The 18569-nt window shown below is 46.4% G+C and carries 19 protein-coding genes and 1 other annotated feature; of the genes, 2 read left to right on the top strand and 17 right to left on the bottom strand.

Going from position 1 to position 18569, the window contains the following annotated elements:
* Nucleotides 1–39: 39 nt before the first annotated feature.
* The 17 genes from M3221_RS08815 to cymR all read right to left on the bottom strand — a co-directional run bounded on the left by M3221_RS08815 (nt 40) and on the right by cymR (nt 16269).
* The gene (locus tag M3221_RS08815) at nt 40–714 is read right to left on the bottom strand and encodes a YrrS family protein (protein ID WP_251271094.1); all 675 of its coding nucleotides are present in this window, start codon (nt 712–714) and stop codon (nt 40–42) included.
* 107 nt (nt 715–821) lie between these two features.
* Nucleotides 822–1298 (bottom strand): transcription elongation factor GreA, encoded by a 477-nt coding sequence (gene greA / locus M3221_RS08820; protein WP_251271095.1) that lies wholly within the window; start codon nt 1296–1298, stop codon nt 822–824.
* 114 nt (nt 1299–1412) lie between these two features.
* Nucleotides 1413–2048 (bottom strand): uridine kinase, encoded by a 636-nt coding sequence (udk, locus tag M3221_RS08825; protein WP_242233385.1) that lies wholly within the window; start codon nt 2046–2048, stop codon nt 1413–1415.
* Between the two features lie 5 nt (nt 2049–2053).
* Nucleotides 2054–3325, bottom strand: coding sequence for a peptidase U32 family protein (locus M3221_RS08830; RefSeq protein ID WP_242233384.1), 1272 nt, complete (start codon nt 3323–3325; stop codon nt 2054–2056).
* 17 nt (nt 3326–3342) lie between these two features.
* Nucleotides 3343–4272 (bottom strand): peptidase U32 family protein, encoded by a 930-nt coding sequence (locus tag M3221_RS08835; protein ID WP_251271096.1) that lies wholly within the window; start codon nt 4270–4272, stop codon nt 3343–3345.
* A complete protein-coding gene (locus M3221_RS08840) occupies nt 4269–4916 on the bottom strand; it encodes an O-methyltransferase (RefSeq protein WP_251271097.1) in 648 nt (215 codons plus the stop codon). The genes M3221_RS08835 and M3221_RS08840 overlap by 4 nt, the downstream gene beginning before the upstream one ends.
* Nucleotides 4917–5029: 113 nt before the next feature.
* The gene (mltG, locus tag M3221_RS08845; protein ID WP_251271098.1) at nt 5030–6127 is read right to left on the bottom strand and encodes an endolytic transglycosylase MltG; all 1098 of its coding nucleotides are present in this window, start codon (nt 6125–6127) and stop codon (nt 5030–5032) included.
* 98 nt (nt 6128–6225) lie between these two features.
* On the bottom strand, nt 6226–6513 hold the full coding sequence (locus tag M3221_RS08850) for a DUF1292 domain-containing protein (protein ID WP_251271099.1): 288 nt from the start codon (nt 6511–6513) through the stop codon (nt 6226–6228).
* A gap of 14 nt (nt 6514–6527) precedes the next feature.
* Entirely contained in the window at nt 6528–6944 is a 417-nt protein-coding gene (gene ruvX / locus M3221_RS08855; RefSeq protein WP_251271100.1) for a Holliday junction resolvase RuvX, read from the bottom strand.
* Entirely contained in the window at nt 6941–7216 is a 276-nt protein-coding gene (locus tag M3221_RS08860; protein WP_242233378.1) for an IreB family regulatory phosphoprotein, read from the bottom strand. Before M3221_RS08860 ends, ruvX begins: the two co-directional genes overlap by 4 nt.
* 80 nt (nt 7217–7296) lie before the next feature.
* Nucleotides 7297–9927 (bottom strand): alanine--tRNA ligase, encoded by a 2631-nt coding sequence (gene alaS, locus M3221_RS08865; RefSeq protein WP_251271101.1) that lies wholly within the window; start codon nt 9925–9927, stop codon nt 7297–7299.
* Nucleotides 9928–9992: 65 nt separating this feature from the next.
* Nucleotides 9993–10201 (bottom strand) — a binding site (T-box leader).
* Between the two features lie 50 nt (nt 10202–10251).
* Nucleotides 10252–10416: a hypothetical protein gene (locus tag M3221_RS08870; protein ID WP_242233376.1), complete on the bottom strand. Its 165-nt coding sequence runs from the start codon at nt 10414–10416 to the stop codon at nt 10252–10254.
* 48 nt (nt 10417–10464) lie between these two features.
* On the bottom strand, nt 10465–12831 hold the full coding sequence (recD2, locus tag M3221_RS08875; protein WP_251271102.1) for an SF1B family DNA helicase RecD2: 2367 nt from the start codon (nt 12829–12831) through the stop codon (nt 10465–10467).
* 18 nt (nt 12832–12849) lie between these two features.
* On the bottom strand, nt 12850–13506 hold the full coding sequence (locus M3221_RS08880; RefSeq protein WP_251271103.1) for a tetratricopeptide repeat protein: 657 nt from the start codon (nt 13504–13506) through the stop codon (nt 12850–12852).
* Nucleotides 13507–13575: 69 nt separating this feature from the next.
* A complete protein-coding gene (gene mnmA, locus M3221_RS08885) occupies nt 13576–14688 on the bottom strand; it encodes a tRNA 2-thiouridine(34) synthase MnmA (protein WP_251271104.1) in 1113 nt (370 codons plus the stop codon).
* Nucleotides 14689–14703: 15 nt separating this feature from the next.
* The gene (locus tag M3221_RS08890) at nt 14704–15837 is read right to left on the bottom strand and encodes a cysteine desulfurase family protein (protein WP_251271105.1); all 1134 of its coding nucleotides are present in this window, start codon (nt 15835–15837) and stop codon (nt 14704–14706) included.
* A gap of 12 nt (nt 15838–15849) precedes the next feature.
* Nucleotides 15850–16269, bottom strand: coding sequence for a cysteine metabolism transcriptional regulator CymR (gene cymR, locus M3221_RS08895; protein WP_242233371.1), 420 nt, complete (start codon nt 16267–16269; stop codon nt 15850–15852).
* 122 nt (nt 16270–16391) lie between these two features.
* Between cymR and M3221_RS08900 the strand changes: the two genes are divergently transcribed.
* Nucleotides 16392–17666 (top strand): replication-associated recombination protein A, encoded by a 1275-nt coding sequence (locus M3221_RS08900; protein WP_251271131.1) that lies wholly within the window; start codon nt 16392–16394, stop codon nt 17664–17666.
* Between the two features lie 160 nt (nt 17667–17826).
* Nucleotides 17827–18569: transposase (locus tag M3221_RS08905; RefSeq protein ID WP_251271106.1), on the top strand; the 743-nt coding region annotated here is incomplete at its 3' end.

The raw sequence follows: 18569 nt of genomic DNA on the forward strand, positions 1-18569 counted from the left end.
TTTTAATTCCGCAAAAAAACCCGCCGGCAAAGCGGGTTTTTAGCGGCCTTTATCATTTTCTTCAAGCTTTTGTACTTTTGTCGGCTTCCATCCCTCGCCGTCTACCCATTCAATGTACACGCGGTACGCTTCATCCTGGTTTGACTTGGGAGAAACGGTTCCGATCGCTGCTTGAGGTCCATTTCCGCTAATATACCAAACGGTCATGTTTTCTTGTGGAATTCCTGTTGCATAAGATAAGGCTTGCTCCTTTTCCTGCCAGTCAGTTGAATCCGTTTCGAATGAAGAGGTATGTTCTCCTGATTGAGCCGTACCTACTCCTTCCCAGTTTGGATCGACGATATCTTGTTCCACATTCGGTTCTGTGCCTTCTGAAACCACTACTTCTTCTTTATCTTCTGTTTTGTCTTCAGTTTGCTCTTCCGTCTTTTCTGCTGCTTTCTCTTCTTCAGTCTGCTCGTCTGTTTCAGCCGGTTCCTCTGTCGTTTCAGCAGCCTGTTCTTTTTCTGTTTCTTCATCAGATACGGCAGTGGTTTGTTCCTGCTTTGTTTCCTGCGCTTTTTCCGGCGCTGCTGTTTCTTCGTCATTTCCACCGGCAAAGATGGTAAATCCAACGATTACAATAAGCAGTACCACAACCGCAATGGCTGTATTTAAAATGCGGTTTGTTTTTCTCCGCTTCGTTTTGCGCTGAGCACGCGACGATTGTTCCATTTGCTTCTCCTCCTCATTCCGCTTTCATTTTAACATGTCTCGTTTAACGGATAAATGTTTTTACACAAAAAAGCGCAAAAGGCCTGCGCCTTTTGCGCTTTTTTATGTTAATCAATGGAAACGATTTTTACGTTCATTTCACCAGCAGGTGTTTGAACAATCACTTTGTCACCCACGCGTTTGCCGATCATGCTTTTGGCAATAGGAGAGTCATTTGAAATTTTCCCTTCAAATGGATCCGCTTCCGCGCTTCCAACAATTGTATAACTTTCTTCTTCGCCATCAGGAAGTTCAATGAATGTAACCGTTCTGCCAAGCGATACTTCGTCTGCATTCATTGCACTGTCTTCAATAATTTTTGCATTGCGGATCATCGTCTCAATTGTGCCGATCCGGCCTTCTACAAACGCCTGCTCTTCTTTTGCTGAGTCATACTCAGAGTTCTCTGACAGGTCGCCGAAGCTGCGGGCAATTTTAATGCGCTCCACTACTTCTTTACGCTTAACCGTTTTTAAATGTTCAAGCTCTTGTTCCAGTTTTTCTTTACCTTCTCGTGTCATCGGGTATACTTTTTCGTTCGACAACTTCTTCCACTCCTTTAATGTTCACCAAAAAAAGCACTTAAATATGAGCGCGCCCCTTCTGCTTTAGAGAAGGCGCGCGTTTTTCCCATTGTATGCCTGTTTTCTAAAAACATACTATAAAATGTCTTTTTGTTCAAGAATTGTTTGTATTTTTGCAATTAATAAATCAATGGCTACCTTGTTTTCTCCGCCGATTGGGATAATCACATCCGCATATCGCTTCGTCGGCTCGATAAACTGGTTGTGCATCGGCCGCACAACTTCTGTATACTGTTCGATCACGGAATCCAGCGAACGACCCCGCTCTTTTATATCGCGCGTCAGGCGACGGATAAACCGCAAATCCGCGTCCGTGTCTACAAACAGTTTTATGTCCATTAAATCACGCAGGCGCTCATCCTCAAGTACTAGAATGCCTTCTAAAATAATCACGTCATTCGGCTCGAGTGGAATTGTTTCTTCAGAGCGCGTGTGCTGTGCATAATCATAGACCGGCTTTTGAACAGGCCGGCCATTGATCAGCTCATTTACCTGTTCAATCAGCAGGTCATTATCAAATGCAAGCGGATGGTCGTAATTTGTTTGTAACCGCTCTTCAAACGTTAGATGTGATTGGTCTTTATAATAGTAATCCTGCTCGATCATCATAATCGAACCATCTTGAAAATAATCATGTATCGCACGGGCAACGCTGGTTTTACCAGAGCCTGATCCGCCCGCGACGCCGATGACAATCGGCTTTTTACTCATCAATGTCACAGCCCTTTCCGCATCATATCATCTTTTGAAACAGGACGGTCTACTTTGAAACGGACAATTTGAAGCGGGTGGCGCGCTGCATCCAGTTCATTTCCGTCTTCGTCCACAACCGTACCGATTACTTGCTGGAAGGTTTCCATCTTTGGCCCGAAAAACTCCACTGTATCGCCTGGACGGAAGAAATTACGCTGCTGCAGTGTAACGATTTGTGTTTCTTCATCGTAATCTACAACAAGACCTGTAAAATCGTGGGACGCTTTCTTGCCATGAACGCCGAAAAGCTGTTCGTCAGCTCCTGGTGTTCCTGCAAAGAATGCTGGTGCTGCCGGTCGGTTAGCACACTTCTCCAGTTCTTCAAGCCACTCATCTTTGATGGTGAAGTTTTCAGGGTCTGCACAGTATGCGTCGATTACTTTCCGATATACACCGACTACTGTTGCTACATAGTGAATCGATTTCATGCGGCCTTCAATTTTTAAGCTGTCAATGCCCAGTTCAATCAGTCCCGGAATAGACTGCAGCAGACGCAAATCTTTTGGACTCATCGCAAACGGTGAATCGCCTTCCTGCGTGATTGCTGTTTCAACACCGTCTTCCATCTCTACCAGGTTATAATCCCAGCGGCATGATTGACAGCAGCCGCCACGGTTGGAGTCGCGCGCAGTCATATGGTTACTCAGTACGCAGCGGCCTGAATAAGCAATACACATCGCTCCGTGAATAAACGTTTCAATTTCAATATCGACTTTTTCTTTCATTAAGCGCATTTCTTCCCCAGTTGTTTCACGGGCAAGAACAACACGGTCAAGACCTTCATCTTTCCAGTATTTCACTGCACGCCAGTTTGAAAGAGACTGCTGTGTGCTCAAGTGAACTTCCACGTTCGGCGCTACACGGCGGCATGTTTCAATAATAAGCGGATCCGCTACGATAATACCCGTAACACCAGCTTCACCCACTCCACGCAAGTAGTCTTCGAGGCCGTCGATGTTTTCATTATGCGCAAAAATGTTGGTCGTTACATACACTTTTGCTCCGTAGGCTTTAGCAAACTCAACGCCTTCTTTCATTTCTTCAAATGTAAAGTTGCCGGCATTTGAGCGGAGGCCATACTCCTGACCGCCAATATATACCGCATCCGCTCCGTAACGGACGGCGATTTTCAGCTTTTCAAGTGTTCCGGCCGGCGCCAAAAGCTCCGGCTTTTTCACAATGACCCGTTTGCCGTCGACGATCTCGGAGATCGCATCGTTTATCAATCCGTTCATTTCCGTTTCCTCCTTTATTAATAAACCGTTTCTTTAAAGAAAAAGCCTGAATCAAGCGGACGGTGCTCAGGCTGAAGTGCTTCCGCAGCTTCAAGCAAGTCCTCTTTTTCATCTTCATATTGATCCGGCTGACCTACGCAAAGATCAATCGCTTTCCGATACAATTTCGTTGTTTCAAGACGATATTCTTCTGTTTGCAGCACACCGTCAATTTTAAATGAATCGATACCTGCTTCTACAAGTTCCTGCAGTTCATCAATAATGCACATATCATTCGGGCTCATAATATGAGTGCCATTTGCATCTTCATAAATAGGGTATTTGTTGCTGCGTTCTGGATCGTGAAGCAGCATGTTTTTCGCACCCTGCCGCTTTTCGATTTCCATATTTTTGCCCATGTATTCAAAGTAATGACCTAGAAGAGGACGCTTTGACTGGAACATGCATGTCATCCCATGAACCTGCACTTCAATTTGAACATTCGCCTGTTCTTTCGTTTCAATAACCGCATCCATGCTGAGTTCCCGGGCAAGTACGGCACGAACAGCTCCGCGTTTGCCCCAGTAGTTCGCTGTGTAGTAATTGGTCGCCGTTGTTTCCGGATTCCAATGCAGTGGAATCGCCGCGCCTGTTTCCCGAACGGCCATAATAACAGCCGGATCACCAAATACGATAGCATCAGCACCTGCTTGTTCAACAAACGTTACGTATTCATCAAGTTCGTTCGCGATATTGTTATGAAAAAGGGCATTAACTGCCACATATACTTTTTTGCCATGCTCATGCGCAATGCAAATGGCTTCCTTTACCTCTTCACGGGTAAACTCACCCGCAAGGCGCAGACCATACCGCTGCTCTCCAATAAGAAAAGCGTCAGCACCTGCTTCTATTTGTTTAATCAGTTCATCAACACTGCCCGGTGTCACAAGCAATTCTGGTTTTTTCATTTTTCTTCACTCCGTTTTGTGCTGATGGCAATGCCATCACCGGCTGGGATAATAGATGTATCATAGCCAGGATGCGTCATCAGCCATTGATTGTAATCCATAATTTTTTGTGCCATTTTCTCAAGACGTTTCGACGGTGCATCTGTTCCAGCAGCGTACCCTTTAAACAACACATTATCTGAATAAATAACGCCGCCCGGCTTTAACATCGGTTCGTATAATTCAAAAAAGCGGCGATATTGTCCTTTTGCCGCATCAATAAAGATGGCGTCAAACGGTCCGTCTTCCGCTGCCTGTTCCGCTAGTTCAAGCGCATCGCCTAACAGGATTCGGATCCGGTTTTGCTCGCCTGACTGGCTGATGTATTGAGTAGCTTTGTTAAATCGGTCCTCGTCACGCTCAAGCGTTGTAATGTGCAGCCCCGGAACCGCTTCTGCCATCCGAAGAGCCGAATACCCGATCGCCGTCCCGATCTCAAGCAGACGCTCAGGCTTTTGAAGCTTCATGACAGCCAGCAGTGTGTCCATGCCGACCGGTTCCATAATCGGAACGCGGTGCTCGGCCGCATATTGCTCCATTTCTGCGAGCAAACCCGTCCGCGGCTGAAGCAATGACTCAATGTAGCCATGTATATTGTCGTTCATGGTAATAATACCCTCTTTTCTAAGAAAAAGAGAAAGCTATGAAAGCTTTCCCGTGTCTTTTTGCGCCCGAACTATTTTATCATAGAAAGCGCGGAAAATCTATGTGCGCTTTTTTACTCGGCGTTTGTGATATATTTTGCTTTTAATTTATTGTGTTCCTCGAGTGTTTTTGAGTAGTAAACATCTCCTGCCGGTGAAGCAAGGAAGTAAAGGAAATCTGTTTGCTCAGGTGACAGCACGGCTTCCATCGAATCAATGCCGCTGTTGCCGATCGGTCCTGGCGTTAAGCCTTTGACTTTGTACGTATTATAAGGAGAATCCACCTCGAGGTCTTCGTATAGAACTCGATCTTTATGCTCTCCTTTCGCGTAAAGCACTGTTGGATCTGTTTGCAGCGGCATGTTTGCTTTCATTCGATTATAAAAGACGCTGGCAATTTTTTTGCGATCTGTTTTACCGGTTGCTTCCTCCTCGACGAGTGAAGCAAATGTTAAAAATTCGTGAACTGTCATGCCGGATGCTTTAATTTGAGCAGAATAGCCTTGTACGATTTCATCCATTTTGGCAATCATTTCTTCTGCGATCTCTTCAACCGGCTTTTCCGGATTTTCTATATCATAAGTCGCCGGATACAAATAGCCTTCGAGCGGATAGCGAATATTTTCATTCATCACTGCGTTTGTGACAAGCGCAGGGTGGTTTGTCATCATTTTTTGAATAAATGCTTCGCTGTTCAGCACAGCCAGCACGTCTTCTGCTTCCCGGTTCGTTTGCGCAGCGATCAGCTCCGCAATCTGAGCCAGCTGATAGCCTTCCGGAATGGCTAAGCTGCCGTCTCCCAGTACTTTCCCTTCTTTTAAGGAAGCCATAATGGCGTCAGGGGTCATGGAAGGAGACAACACATATTCTCCCGCCTGAAAATCACCTTCGCCTTTATACTTTACGTAATATTTAAACAGCATTGCATTTTTTACAATGCCTTTGTCTTCAAGCGTTTGTGAAATGGAAGACAGGCTTGAACCAAGCGGAATGGAAACATTCACTTGTTTATCATTTCCTGCATCTGCAGGGCCTGATGCGCTTTTCCAAACGTAATAAGCTCCCGCCGCAAGCGCTGCTGCCAGCAGAAGTAGTAAAAAAAACACGATTAAAACTGCTCTTTTCAACCGCCTTTTACGCCCTGAAGGCGGCAGAAAAATATCATTCGACATAAAAATCTCCTTTCGACACCATTTTCTTTTTATAGTATACAAGAATGATGCCCAAAAGAAAAAGAACAGGCGCTTATTTTAGCGCCTGTTCCTGCTGATTATTCTTGTTCTTCGTCATCAAGAAATGTGTTAAGCATTTCTTCGATCATGTTCCACTCTTCATCCGACTCGATCGGCTGAAGCTCTCCGTCTTCTCCTTCGTCACCCGGCGTAAAAGAAGAAGCATGAATTTCAATTTCCTCGTTATCATCTTCTTCTGCGCCTACTGGGAAGTAAAGCACGTAGGACTTGTCAAATTCATCGTTGTGGAAAGTAAATAAAACTTCACAAAGCTGTTCATTACCGTTGTCGTCAATTACTGTGATTTGCTTTTCACCATGTTCCATCAATGGTCACCTCATCATTTTTGGCTGTCGAGATATCCTTGCAGAATCATCACCGCAGCCATTTTATCAATTACTTTTTTTCTTTTTTTCCGGCTTACATCTGCGTCAATAAGCATTCGTTCTGCTGCCATTGTTGTCAGCCGCTCATCCCACAGTACAGCCGGAAGGTTAAAGGATTCCTCAAGAAGACCTGCAAACATCTTTGCAGCTTCTCCTCTCGGCCCTACTGTATTATTCATGTTTTTCGGAAAGCCGACAACAAATTTGCTCACTTCGTGCTCCCGCACAAGCTCGCCGATCCGATCAAGACCAAATTCGCCTGCCGCCTCATCGATCTTTATCGTTTCAATGCCTTGTGCTGTCCAGCCAAGTGCGTCGCTGACGGCAATGCCGATTGTTTTTGTGCCGGCGTCAAGGCCCATAGTTCTCATGATGTAGGTTCCTCCTGCTGTTCTTTCAGGTACGTTTTGACAAGCTCCTCAATAATTTCATCCCGCTCAAGCCGGCGGATTAAATTCCGGGCGTCATTGTGACGCGGAATGTAAGCCGGATCTCCGGAAAGCAAATAGCCGACAATTTGATTGATCGGATTGTACCCTTTTTCCTCCAGTGCGCCATGAACCTTTAGCAGCACTTCTTTTACATTTTCTTCATACGGCTCTTCTGGAAAGTTAAACCGCATCGTCTTGTCAAAAGAACTCACTGTCAGCACCTCACTTCAGGCGGATTTTACATGCCCGCTTCTGTACGATATGTTTCATTGTACAACAAATGACAACATATTCAAATGGATTTCACCCATTCAATGGCAATTTGCAGTGCTTCGTCAATTTTCGATGGGTCTTTTCCACCTGCCTGTGCCATATCTGGACGGCCTCCACCGCCTCCGCCAAGGCATCCAGCCACTTCCTTCACTAGTTTTCCAGCATGGAAGCCTTTTTCGGTTAAATCGCCTGTCACCGCTGTGACGACGTTTACTTTGCCATCTGCTTCAGCAACCAGCACAATGACACCTGGTGTGACTTTTTGCTTTAACTCATCCGCCATTGTCCGAAGAGCATTCATATCAGCTGCCTGCACTTTTGCCGCGAGAAGCTGTACATCATTCACTGTTTCGATGTTATCGGTAAGGCTGCCTGCTTCTATGTTTGACAATTTCTTTGAAAGTGATTCATTTTCACGCTGCAGTTCACGCATTTCTGTCTGCAGGCTGTCCAATTTCGTTAAAATATCTTTCGGATTGGATTTTAGTTTTGACGCTGCTTCTTTTAATACAGCTGCCTGCTCATTCAAATAGCGGAATGCGCCTTCGCCTGTTACCGCTTCGATCCGGCGTGTCCCTGCACCAATGCCGCTTTCAGACAAAACCTTAAACAAGCCGATTTCCGCTGTGTTCACTACGTGGCAGCCACCGCAAAGCTCAAGGCTGTAATCGCCAACTGAAACGACCCGGACAATATCGCCGTATTTCTCGCCGAACAGGGCCATCGCTCCCATCGCTTTTGCTTCCGCGATTGGCTTAAACGCTGTTTCCACCGCGATCCCTTGCCAGATCTTTTCGTTAACAATCGCTTCTACCTGGGCAATCTCATCTGCTGTTACCTGGCCGAAATGCGAAAAGTCAAAGCGAAGGCGGTCTGGTTCAACGAGAGATCCCGCTTGGTTTACGTGTGTGCCAAGTACATCTTTTAATGCTTGGTGCATTAAGTGTGTAGCTGTGTGGTTTTTAATAATTTTGCCGCGCGACAGTACATCTACTTTTGCTGTAACCGCACTTCCCGCTGACAATGTTCCGCTTTCCACGACCGCATTGTGAACGTTTTGGCCGTTTGGTGCTTTTTGCACATCTTTTACCACAACACGGGCTGTTTCCGATTCTACAGTTCCTTTATCGGCAATTTGACCGCCGCTCTCTGCGTAAAATGGCGTTTCTTTTAGAATAAATTGAATTTCTTCCCCTTCGTGCGCTTCCTCAACAAGAACACCGTCTTTGATTAAAACCGCTACAGTTGTATCGACTGTCAATCGGTCATACGTAAAGGTGCTTTCTTCTTTCACAGAGGACAGCACACCGCCCTGCACCTGCATGGACTCGGTATCCTGACGAGCGGCACGTGCACGCTCACGCTGCTGCTGCATCTCACGTTCAAAACCGGCGTGGTCCGCTTTCATGCCTTCTTCTTCCGCATATTCTTCCGTCAATTCAACCGGGAAGCCATACGTGTCGTATAAACGGAAAACATCCGCGCCTTCAATGGTATTCGAACCGGCCGCTTTCGCTTTTTTGATGACAGCTGAAAGAATGGCAAGCCCTTCGTTAAGCGTTTCATGGAAACGTTCTTCTTCATTTTTGATGACTTTTTGAATGAACGCCGATTTTTCTGATACTTCCGGATAATAATCATTCATCACTTCACCGACAACCGGTACAAGTTCATACATAAATGGACGGTTAATGCCAATTTGCTTTGCATAACGTACAGCACGGCGAAGAAGACGGCGAAGCACGTAGCCGCGGCCTTCGTTTGATGGCAGCGCACCATCACCAATCGCAAATGCAACCGTACGGATATGGTCGGCAATCACTTTAAATGCTGTGTCTTTCTCCGGATCCACCCCGTATTGTTCACCCGAAACCCGCTCTGTTTCACGAATAATCGGCATAAAAAGATCGGTATCGAAGTTGGTCGGCACGTTTTGCACAACAGAAGCCATGCGCTCAAGACCCATACCTGTATCAATATTTTTCTTTGGAAGCGGTGTGTAAGTACCGTCTGGATTATGGTTAAATTCAGAGAATACAAGATTCCATACTTCTAAATAACGTTCATTTTCGCCGCCGGGATATAACTCGGGATCGTTTTCGTCATCTCCATATTCGGCGCCGCGGTCATAAAAGATTTCCGTGTTCGGACCAGATGGGCCTTCACCAATATCCCAGAAGTTTCCTTCCAAACGAATAATCCGTTCGTCCGGCACACCCACTTCGTTTTTCCAAATAAGATACGCTTCTTCATCTTCTGGATGAATCGTAACAGACAGTTTCTCCGGATCAAAACCGATCCATTTTTCGTCTGTTAAAAACTCCCATGCCCAGTGAATCGCTTCCGTTTTAAAATATTCACCGATCGAAAAGTTGCCAAGCATCTCAAAAAATGTATGATGACGCGCCGTTTTACCGACATTTTCAATATCATTCGTCCGGATCGACTTTTGCGCGTTTGTGATACGCGGATTGTCCGGAATAATACGCCCGTCAAAATATTTTTTTAGTGTTGCCACCCCGCTGTTAATCCAGAGCAGACTTGGATCGTCAATCGGTACAAGCGGCGCGCTCGGTTCAACACGGTGTCCTTTTTCCTGGAAAAAGTCTAGATAAAGGCGGCGGATCTCCGCACCTGTTAATGTTTTCATGATCAAAATCCTCCTTATCGTATGTACACAACCGAAAAAAGACAACAAAAAAAGCCCCATCCCCTAACAGGGACGAAGCTTGTTCGCGGTACCACCCTGATTGCCAATTCCTTCACTGGAATTCGCCTCTCAAATGCCTTAACGCGGCAGACGGCAGTGTTTGCTGCACTCAGGACCCAGCTTTCCATCATTCTTCATCCGAAATATTTCTCAGCCATGAATATTTCTCTCTTTGAATGGGCTATGATGTACTCCTGTCCTTCTTCGATTTGTCACAATTCATATACCCGAATTATAAAAAGGAATGGGACGTTTGTCAATGACTCAAGACCACTCATCAATCTGAACAAGTGTCCCGTCTTCTTCTACTTGGTGAATCACAAGGCCGCCTTCAAGCTCGGACATTTCCACACAGCAGTCATGACAGTAATAATGGTCGGAGCCGATACGACCTACTTCCCGGCTTCCACAGTTCGGACATGATTGCACGATGATCCCTCCTGTTTTTGCCATCAGTATGTCCGAAACGGCTCCCTCTTATACCACCATAAAATCGAAAGGCGTAATACCTTCCATGCCGATCATTGGATCGATCGACATCCATGTTTCTTCTGTCAGTGCTTCTGCTTCTTTTTCGGGGGCTTTTTGACCGGAGAGCCGGTCCGCAAGGCCTGTTTTTCGTACCAGGTCATCGTTGCGGGCAATGCCGATTCGAAACGCTTCTTCTTCGCCGCACAGGATTAAAAACTGCCGGCTTCTCGTAATGGCTGTATACAGAAGATTCCGCCTCAGCATGCGGTAATAGCTTTTAACGACCGGCAAAATCACGATCGGAAATTCACTTCCCTGCGACTTATGAATTGAGCAGCAAAACGCATGTGTAATTTGGTTTAAGTCATTGCGTGTATAGGTTACTTCATTGCCTTCGTATGAAACAATGACCATGTCTTCTTTTTCTGTGTTTTCTTTTGCATAAAAAATGGCGACAATCTCTCCGATATCTCCATTAAATACATTTTGCTCCGGCTGATTTACAAGCTGCAGCACCTTGTCGCCAATTCGATATTTAACCGGGCCAAACGCAATTTCTTTTCGCTGGCCGTCTTCGTTTGGGTTGAGCACCTGCTGCAGCACCTCGTTGAGCTTATCGATGCCTGCCGGTCCTTTATACATGGGGGCGAGCACTTGAATGTCCCGCGGCTCATATCCTTTCCCCGCAGCATTTTTCACGACTTTTTCGATGACATCCGCAATTTGTCCGGTTCCGCACCGGAGAAAAGAACGGTCTTTCTGGGGAGCCGTGAGTGTTTCCGGAACCACGCCGTCTTTGATGTTATGGGCCAGACTGATAATGGAAGAGCCTTCTTCCTGGCGGTAAATATCCGTCAGCCGCACGGACGGAATGACGCCTGAGGCAAGCATATCTTTTAATACCTGCCCCGGTCCAACCGATGGAAGCTGGTCTTCATCTCCCACTAGTATGACCTGCATATCGTCCGGTATCGCTTTAAACAGCTGATGGGCAAGCCATATATCTACCATCGACGTTTCATCGACAATCAACAGCCGTCCTCCAACTGCATTGCCTTCTTCCTCCGGATCTTCCTGTCCGTTGAATCCAAGAAGCCGATGGATGGTCACAGCAGGAAGCCCGGTTGACTCCATCATCCGCTTTGCTGCGCGGCCCGTCGGCGCGCATAGCTTGATTGGAAAAGGCTCGTCTTTGTCATATTTTTTCGGGTCGAGCGATAAGCCATGAAGTTCACCGTACAATTCAACAATCCCTTTTATAACAGTTGTTTTCCCCGTTCCAGGCCCTCCCGTTAAAATCATCACCGGTGAAGTAAGCGCGGTTTGAATGGCTTCCTTCTGGGAAGGCGCATAAGAAATGCCGGTACGGTCTTCGAGCTCACCGAGCGCAAGCAAAAACTCCGACTCCGGAAACGAATGAGGCTCCTGCTCCATGACACGCTGCACGTTGGTGACGAGCCCTTTTTCCGAAAAATAAAGAGACGGCATATAAACCCGCTGCTCTTCTCCGGCTACTTTCCCTTCTTCCTCCAGCTCAATCAGCCGTTTGGCGATCGCCTCGAATTCCGCTGTGCCATTCGCGCTTTTATCGAGCAGCTCCTTTACGTTTTTCAGCAGTTCTTCTGCTTCTATATAGCAGTGGCCATCTTGAAGGCACTGCTGTTCAAGAGAATATAAAATCGCAGCTTTCAGGCGATCGGGATGCCCTCCGCTAATGCCAATTTGAGCACCGATTTCATCAGCCCGTACAAAACCGATTCCTTCGATGTTTTCCACAAGCCGGTATGGGTTTTCTTGAATGACGTTCAATGACTCTTCGTAATACATTTGATAAATTTTCATAGACAGCTGCGGCCCGAAGCCAAATTCATTCAGAGCCACCATAATCTGCTCAAGCCCTTGGTGCTTCATCAGCGTATCGTACAGCACATCCGCTTTTTCAGCCGGGAGGCGCGGTACGTTTTGCAGGCAGCTTTTATCCGCAATAATTTTGGAGATCGCCTGCTCGCCGAGGATCTCTACAATCGATTCAGCCGTTTTTTTGCCGATGCCTTTAAATAAGTCCCCGGATAAATAAGCCACAAGCCCCTGCTTCGTCTGCGGCATTTCTTTTTGAGCCGTGCGGGCAATAAACTGCCGCCCAAACCTTGGATGATCTTTGAAATGACCGCGAAACTCATACATTTCATGCTCATGGACAGCAGGGAAATACCCGGTTACCACCGCTTCTTTTTCACCATACGTTCCATCCGTTTCGGTCACACGGACACGCAGAACGGTATAAAAGTTTTCATCGTTCCGGAAAATCGTGACAATATGCCGTCCTTTTAAAAACTGCTCTCCTTCTGTGAATAAATCCCGTTTTTCCTGCACGGTGCTGACCACCTCTTTTTATTCTGCTTTTTCCAGCATTTTTTTGCCGTACCCTGCCAGCATATGGTCCGGCTGAATCTCTAACGCCCGATCAAAAAATTGAGCTGCTTTGTCAGCTTGTTCGTAATGGCCGGCATATAAAACACCGAGGTTATAAAAAGCATCGGCGTGCTCAGGATCCTGCTCGACGACTTTTTGCATGTTTTTCTCTGCTTCTTCATACTGCTCTGTTTTTGCCAGAGCAAGCGCATATTGAAAGCGCGCTTCCACATCGTCTTCATCCAATTCCACCGCACGCATTAAATACGGCAGCGCCATCACAGTTTGATCCAAATATAAAAAAGACAGCCCCAGCATAAAGTAAGCATCCGCTTCTTCCATTCCGCTCCGGATGGCTCTTTCAAAGCGCTGCGCGGCTTCTTCAAAACGCTCATTCGTAAAATAAAAAGAGCCAAGCGCGTATTGGGCTGAACTCGAGTCAGGGGCGACCTCAACCGCTTTTTGATAAAATCTTAATGCCCGTTCCCCATCATTCATCTCAGCCAGTACATGGCCAAAATTAATATATGCAGCTGGTTCTTCCGGCTTTTCTTCAATTTGCTCGGTGAAAAGCTTAAGTGCTTCTTCCCATTTTCCTTCTTGTAACAATTCAATACCCTGCTGATTTTTATCCATGTGAAGCCTCCCAATTTTTCTTTATTATAACAAAGAAAACCGCTCCACGTAGAGAGGAGCGGACTGCATTCAGCCGACATAATCGAGCTGTTTGTTTTCTTTATATACTTTATCGATTGTTCCGCCGCCAAGGCAAACATCTCCATCATACAGTACAACCGCCTGACCCGGGGTAATCGCACGAACCGGTTCATCAAAAACGACCCGCGCTGTTCCGTCTCCGGTTTGTGTTACCGTCACGCCGGTATCTGCCTGGCGGTAACGGAATTTCGCTGTACAATGGAACGTCTCCGGCATTGGTTCATTTGTTGTAAAGCCAACTTGCACAGCGTCAAGCGAATCGGAGTACAGTGATTCATGATGGAAGCCTTGTACAACATACAGTTCGTTTGTTTTTAAATTTTTCCCGCCAACAAACCATGGCTCACCGCTTCCGCCGATCCCAAGACCGTGCCGCTGTCCGATTGTATAGTACATGAGTCCGTCATGACGGCCCATTTTACGGCCATCGAATGTAACCATATCACCCGGCTGAGCAGGAAAATACTGGCCTAAAAACTCTTTGAAATTGCGCTCGCCGATAAAACAAATACCAGTCGAGTCTTTTTTCGTCGCAGTCGCGAGTCCGGCTTCTGCTGCCAGCTCCCGCACTCGTTTTTTCTCAAGCTCTCCGATAGGGAACATTACTTTTTCCAGCTGGCTTTGAGACAACTGGTTTAAAAAGTAGGTCTGATCCTTGTTATCATCCACACCGCGCAGCATTTTCACTTCACCGCCGGAACGGTCAATACGCGCGTAGTGGCCAGTTGCCAAGTAATCAGCGCCCAGCTTCATCGCATGATCAAGAAAAGCTTTAAATTTTATTTCTTTGTTGCACATCACGTCCGGATTAGGGGTCCGGCCCGCTTTATATTCATCTAAAAAGTAGGTAAATACTTTATCCCAGTACTGTTTTTCAAAGTTAACCGCGTAATACGGAATACCAATTTGGTTGCAGACGCGAATAACGTCCTCATAGTCTTCAGTCGCCGTGCAGACACCAAATTCGTCTGTATCATCCCAGTTTTTCATAAAAATGCCGACTACATCATACCCTTGTTCTTTTAATAAAAGCGCCGCTACCGAAGAATCAACGCCTCCTGACATACCGACGACAACACGGGTGTCTTTCGGTGCTTTCATTGCTTCATCCTCTTTCTATTGAAGCCGCTTCGCGATTTTCGCTGTTTCAAGAGCGGCTTGTTCAATTTGTTTCGTTGTATTATTAAACCCAAAGCTAAAGCGGATTGACGACCGAAGTTTAGGTGAATTCTCCCCAAACATCGCCGTTAAAACATGCGACGGCTCAATGGAACCAGCTGTACAAGCCGACCCGCTTGATGCGGCGATACCAGCCATATCCAGGTTCACCAAAAAAGCTTCTACATCTGTTTCGGGAAAAAACAAGTTTAGCACATGCGGCAGGGAATGTTCAACTTTGCCGTTTACTGAAAACGAAGCGCTCTGCTCGGAAAGTGTATCGATAAAAAGCTTTTTCATTTCCATATAACGGGCAGCTCGTTCTTCCTGTGTTTGTTCCGCGATTTTGGCGGCTTGCGCCATACCGGCAATGGCCGCTGTATTTTCCGTTCCTGCACGGCGTTTACGCTCCTGTTCTCCTCCGTATAAAAGCGGCGCAAGCGCTGTTCCCGGTTTAACATAAAGAGCGCCAATACCTTTTGGGCCGTTAATTTTATGTCCTGAGACGGAAAGAAAGTCGACGTTCAATTTTTTCACATCAATTGGCAGGATACCATATGCCTGGACAGCATCCGTGTGAAAAAGAGCGGAATGGCCCGAAAGCAGCTGTCCGATAGCTTCGATTGGCTGAAGAGCACCCGTTTCGTTGTTGCCATACATGATAGAAACAAGGATGGTATCCTCCCGCAGCGCATCTTCTACTGCTGAAAGGGATACAATTCCTTCTTCATTGACAGGCAGATACGTTACTTCAAATCCTTCCCTCTCAAGTGCTTCACATGCATGCAAAACCGCGTGATGTTCAATGGTGGTAGTAATAATATGACCCGACCCTTTTGAACGCGCGGTACCCAAAATGGCCAGATTGTCTGCTTCTGTACCGCTCCCCGTAAAAATGATATCGTTAAAGCCGGCGTTTATCGTAGCAGCAATCACGGTTCTTGCTTCATCGACAATCCGGCGCGATTCCCGTCCAAACGAATGAATGCTTGATGGGTTTCCATAAGTTTCGGTTAAAACTTCTGCCATCGCTGCGGCCGCTTCTGGATGAACAGGCGACGTGGCTGCGTGGTCTAAATAAATTCGTTCCATATTGACACCTCGTTAAATATAAAACATATATGCGTCAGATTCACCGGTTACGGTGTGATTCGCCAGGTCATCGAGTGTTGTATTTTCCAAAACGCCCTTGATCGCTTCGCTAATCCGGATCCATAGCTCCCGTTTCGCCGGCTCTTCGTCTTCAATTCCCTCCACAAGTGTGATTGGACCTTCGAGCACCCGGATAATATCGCCTGCTGTAATGTCCTGCGGCTCGTGTCCAAGCACATAGCCGCCATAGGCGCCACGAATACTGCGGACAAACCCGGCATTGCGGAGCGGCGCAATCAGCTGCTCAAGGTAGTGTTCCGACAAATCATGGGCTCCAGCAATTACACGAAGAGAAGTTGGCCCATCACCGTGGCGTTTAGCCAGTTCAATCATAATGGTCAGTCCGTATCTTCCTTTAGTTGAGATTCTCATTTATTTGTGCCTCATTTCTTTTTTAATGCAATGATCCCTATAGTATATCATTTTATAGGTACAAAAAACATGCCGGAATACTCGGGATATGGTACAGTGAATCTACCAAATGAGAAAGAGGGATTCATATGAAGCCGCTCGCCTACCGAATGAGACCACGCACCATTGATGAGGTAGCCGGACAGGAACACTTAACAGGTGAAGGCAAGATCATCAGGCGGATGACTGAAGCCAAAAAATTATCTTCTATGATTTTATACGGTCCCCCTGGTACCGGCAAAACATCGATTGCCAGTGCCATTGCGGGCACAACACGGTATGCGTTTCGCATGCTTAATGCTGTTACCAGTAACAAAAAAGATATGGAAATTGTTGCTGCGGAAGCTAAAATGTCCGGGACCGTCATTTTGCTTTTAGACGAGGTTCACCGCCTTGATAAAGCCAAGCAGGATTATTTGCTGCCTTTTCTTGAAAACGGCATGATTATTTTAATTGGCGCAACAACAAGTAATCCATATCATGCGATAAATCCGGCGATCCGAAGCCGCTGCCAAATTTTCGAAGTAAAGCCGCTCCGGCCCGATTCGGTAAAGCGGCTGTTAACGGAAGCGCTGCGCGACGAAGAGCGCGGGGTTGGCATGTTCAAAACGGAGATCACGGACGAAGCACTTACTCATTTTGCCCAAGGTTCCGGCGGTGATGTACGCAGCTCATTAAACGCGCTTGAACTGGCTGTGTCGTCCACTAAACCGGATGCAGACGGGATCATTCGTATCTCGCTCGAAACAGCCGAAGAATGTCTTCAGCAAAAAAGTTTTGCCCATGATAAGGATGGCGATGCTCATTATGATGTTTTGAGCGCTTTTCAAAAATCGATTCGCGGCAGTGATGTGAATGCTGCACTTCATTATCTGGCCCGCTTGATTGAAGCCGGCGACCTTGTCAGCATCGCCCGGCGTCTTGTTGTGATTGCGTACGAGGATATCGGTCTTGCAAGCCCGCAGGCTGGTGAACGTACACTGGCCGCTGTCGAAGCGGCCGAACGGCTCGGATTCCCGGAAGCACGTATCCCCCTTGCCAATGCAGTAGTAGAGCTTTGCTTATCGCCGAAATCCAATTCCGCTTATAAAGCGATTGATGCGGCACTGGCCGATGTGCGGGCCGGGCGGTCAGGTGCAGTGCCTGACCATTTAAAAGACGCTCATTATAAAAGTGCGGCTAAACTGGGCCATGGAGTCGGCTATCAGTACCCGCATGATTTTGACGGCGGATGGATCGCACAGTCTTATCTGCCGGATACCTTAAAGCATAAACGTTATTTTGAACCGAAGGCAACCGGAAAATTCGAAAAGACATTGGCCGGTATATACGAAAAAATTGAAAGAAGCAAAACATAATATGCCGGTGTACAGGCAAACAAAAACACCAGCCTCTCTAGAGGAGGGCACTGAAAAAGTCTAGATAGTTTTAACCAAACCAGGTATTCGACGATTGAATCGTCGAATACCTGGTTTTTTTCATTTATAATAAATTCAATACATACAGGTGGTGCTTCCAATGATTTCAAATCAAGAAACACTTATACTAAGCCCGTTTGCGGCGATTTACGATATCGTTGTGCCAAAAGAAAATATGCTTCGCCAAATAAATGAGCTGGTAGACTTTTCTTTTATTCTAGAAGAACTTAAGGAAAAATATTGCCTGAACAATGGACGGAGGGCGGTCCCGCCGGTCCGCATGTTTAAATATTTACTGCTAAAAGCCATTTTCGATTTGTCCGATGTGGATGTCGTTGAACGCTCAAAATATGACATGTCCTTTAAATATTTTTTAAGCATGGCACCGGAAGATCCCGTGATTGACGCAAGCCTGCTCACAAAGTTCCGCAAGCTTCGGCTTCAAGACGCGGGCTTATTAGATATGCTTATTGGAAAGACCGTTGAGATTGCCCTTGAAAAAGAAATTATCAAAAACCATACGGTTATTGTAGACGCTACCCATACGAAAGCACGCTACAATCAAAAATCACCTAAGGAATTTCTGCAGGAAAAATCAAGAAACGTTCGAAAAGCGGTGTATCAGTTTGATGAATCCATAAAAGAAAAATTCCCGCCGAAGCCCACTTCTAACGAAGTACAAGATGAACTAGCCTACTGCGAAGCAGTCATTGAGGCAATCGAAAAAGAGCCGCAGATTGCGCACCTTCCAGTTGTCAAAGAAAAACTGAACGTCCTGAAGGAAGTGACAGGCGATTATCAAGAGCAGCTTCACTATTCATCAGACACGGATGCCCGTGTTGG

It is taken from the genome of Domibacillus indicus, from assembly GCF_023715895.1.
GTDB classification, from domain to species: domain Bacteria; phylum Bacillota; class Bacilli; order Bacillales; family Domibacillaceae; genus Domibacillus; species Domibacillus indicus_A.

Coding starts and splice junctions, on each gene's coding strand:
- M3221_RS08815 (WP_251271094.1), bottom strand. CDS start 714: ATGGAACAATCGTCGCGTGCTCAGCGCAAAACGAAGCGGAGAAAAACA.
- udk (WP_242233385.1), bottom strand. CDS start 2,048: ATGAGTAAAAAGCCGATTGTCATCGGCGTCGCGGGCGGATCAGGCTCT.
- M3221_RS08830 (WP_242233384.1), bottom strand. CDS start 3,325: ATGAACGGATTGATAAACGATGCGATCTCCGAGATCGTCGACGGCAAA.
- M3221_RS08835 (WP_251271096.1), bottom strand. CDS start 4,272: ATGAAAAAACCAGAATTGCTTGTGACACCGGGCAGTGTTGATGAACTG.
- M3221_RS08840 (WP_251271097.1), bottom strand. CDS start 4,916: ATGAACGACAATATACATGGCTACATTGAGTCATTGCTTCAGCCGCGG.
- mltG (WP_251271098.1), bottom strand. CDS start 6,127: ATGTCGAATGATATTTTTCTGCCGCCTTCAGGGCGTAAAAGGCGGTTG.
- M3221_RS08850 (WP_251271099.1), bottom strand. CDS start 6,513: ATGGAACATGGTGAAAAGCAAATCACAGTAATTGACGACAACGGTAAT.
- ruvX (WP_251271100.1), bottom strand. CDS start 6,944: ATGAGAACTATGGGCCTTGACGCCGGCACAAAAACAATCGGCATTGCC.
- alaS (WP_251271101.1), bottom strand. CDS start 9,927: ATGAAAACATTAACAGGTGCGGAGATCCGCCGCCTTTATCTAGACTTT.
- M3221_RS08880 (WP_251271103.1), bottom strand. CDS start 13,506: ATGGATAAAAATCAGCAGGGTATTGAATTGTTACAAGAAGGAAAATGG.
- mnmA (WP_251271104.1), bottom strand. CDS start 14,688: ATGAAAGCACCGAAAGACACCCGTGTTGTCGTCGGTATGTCAGGAGGC.
- M3221_RS08890 (WP_251271105.1), bottom strand. CDS start 15,837: ATGGAACGAATTTATTTAGACCACGCAGCCACGTCGCCTGTTCATCCA.
- cymR (WP_242233371.1), bottom strand. CDS start 16,269: ATGAGAATCTCAACTAAAGGAAGATACGGACTGACCATTATGATTGAA.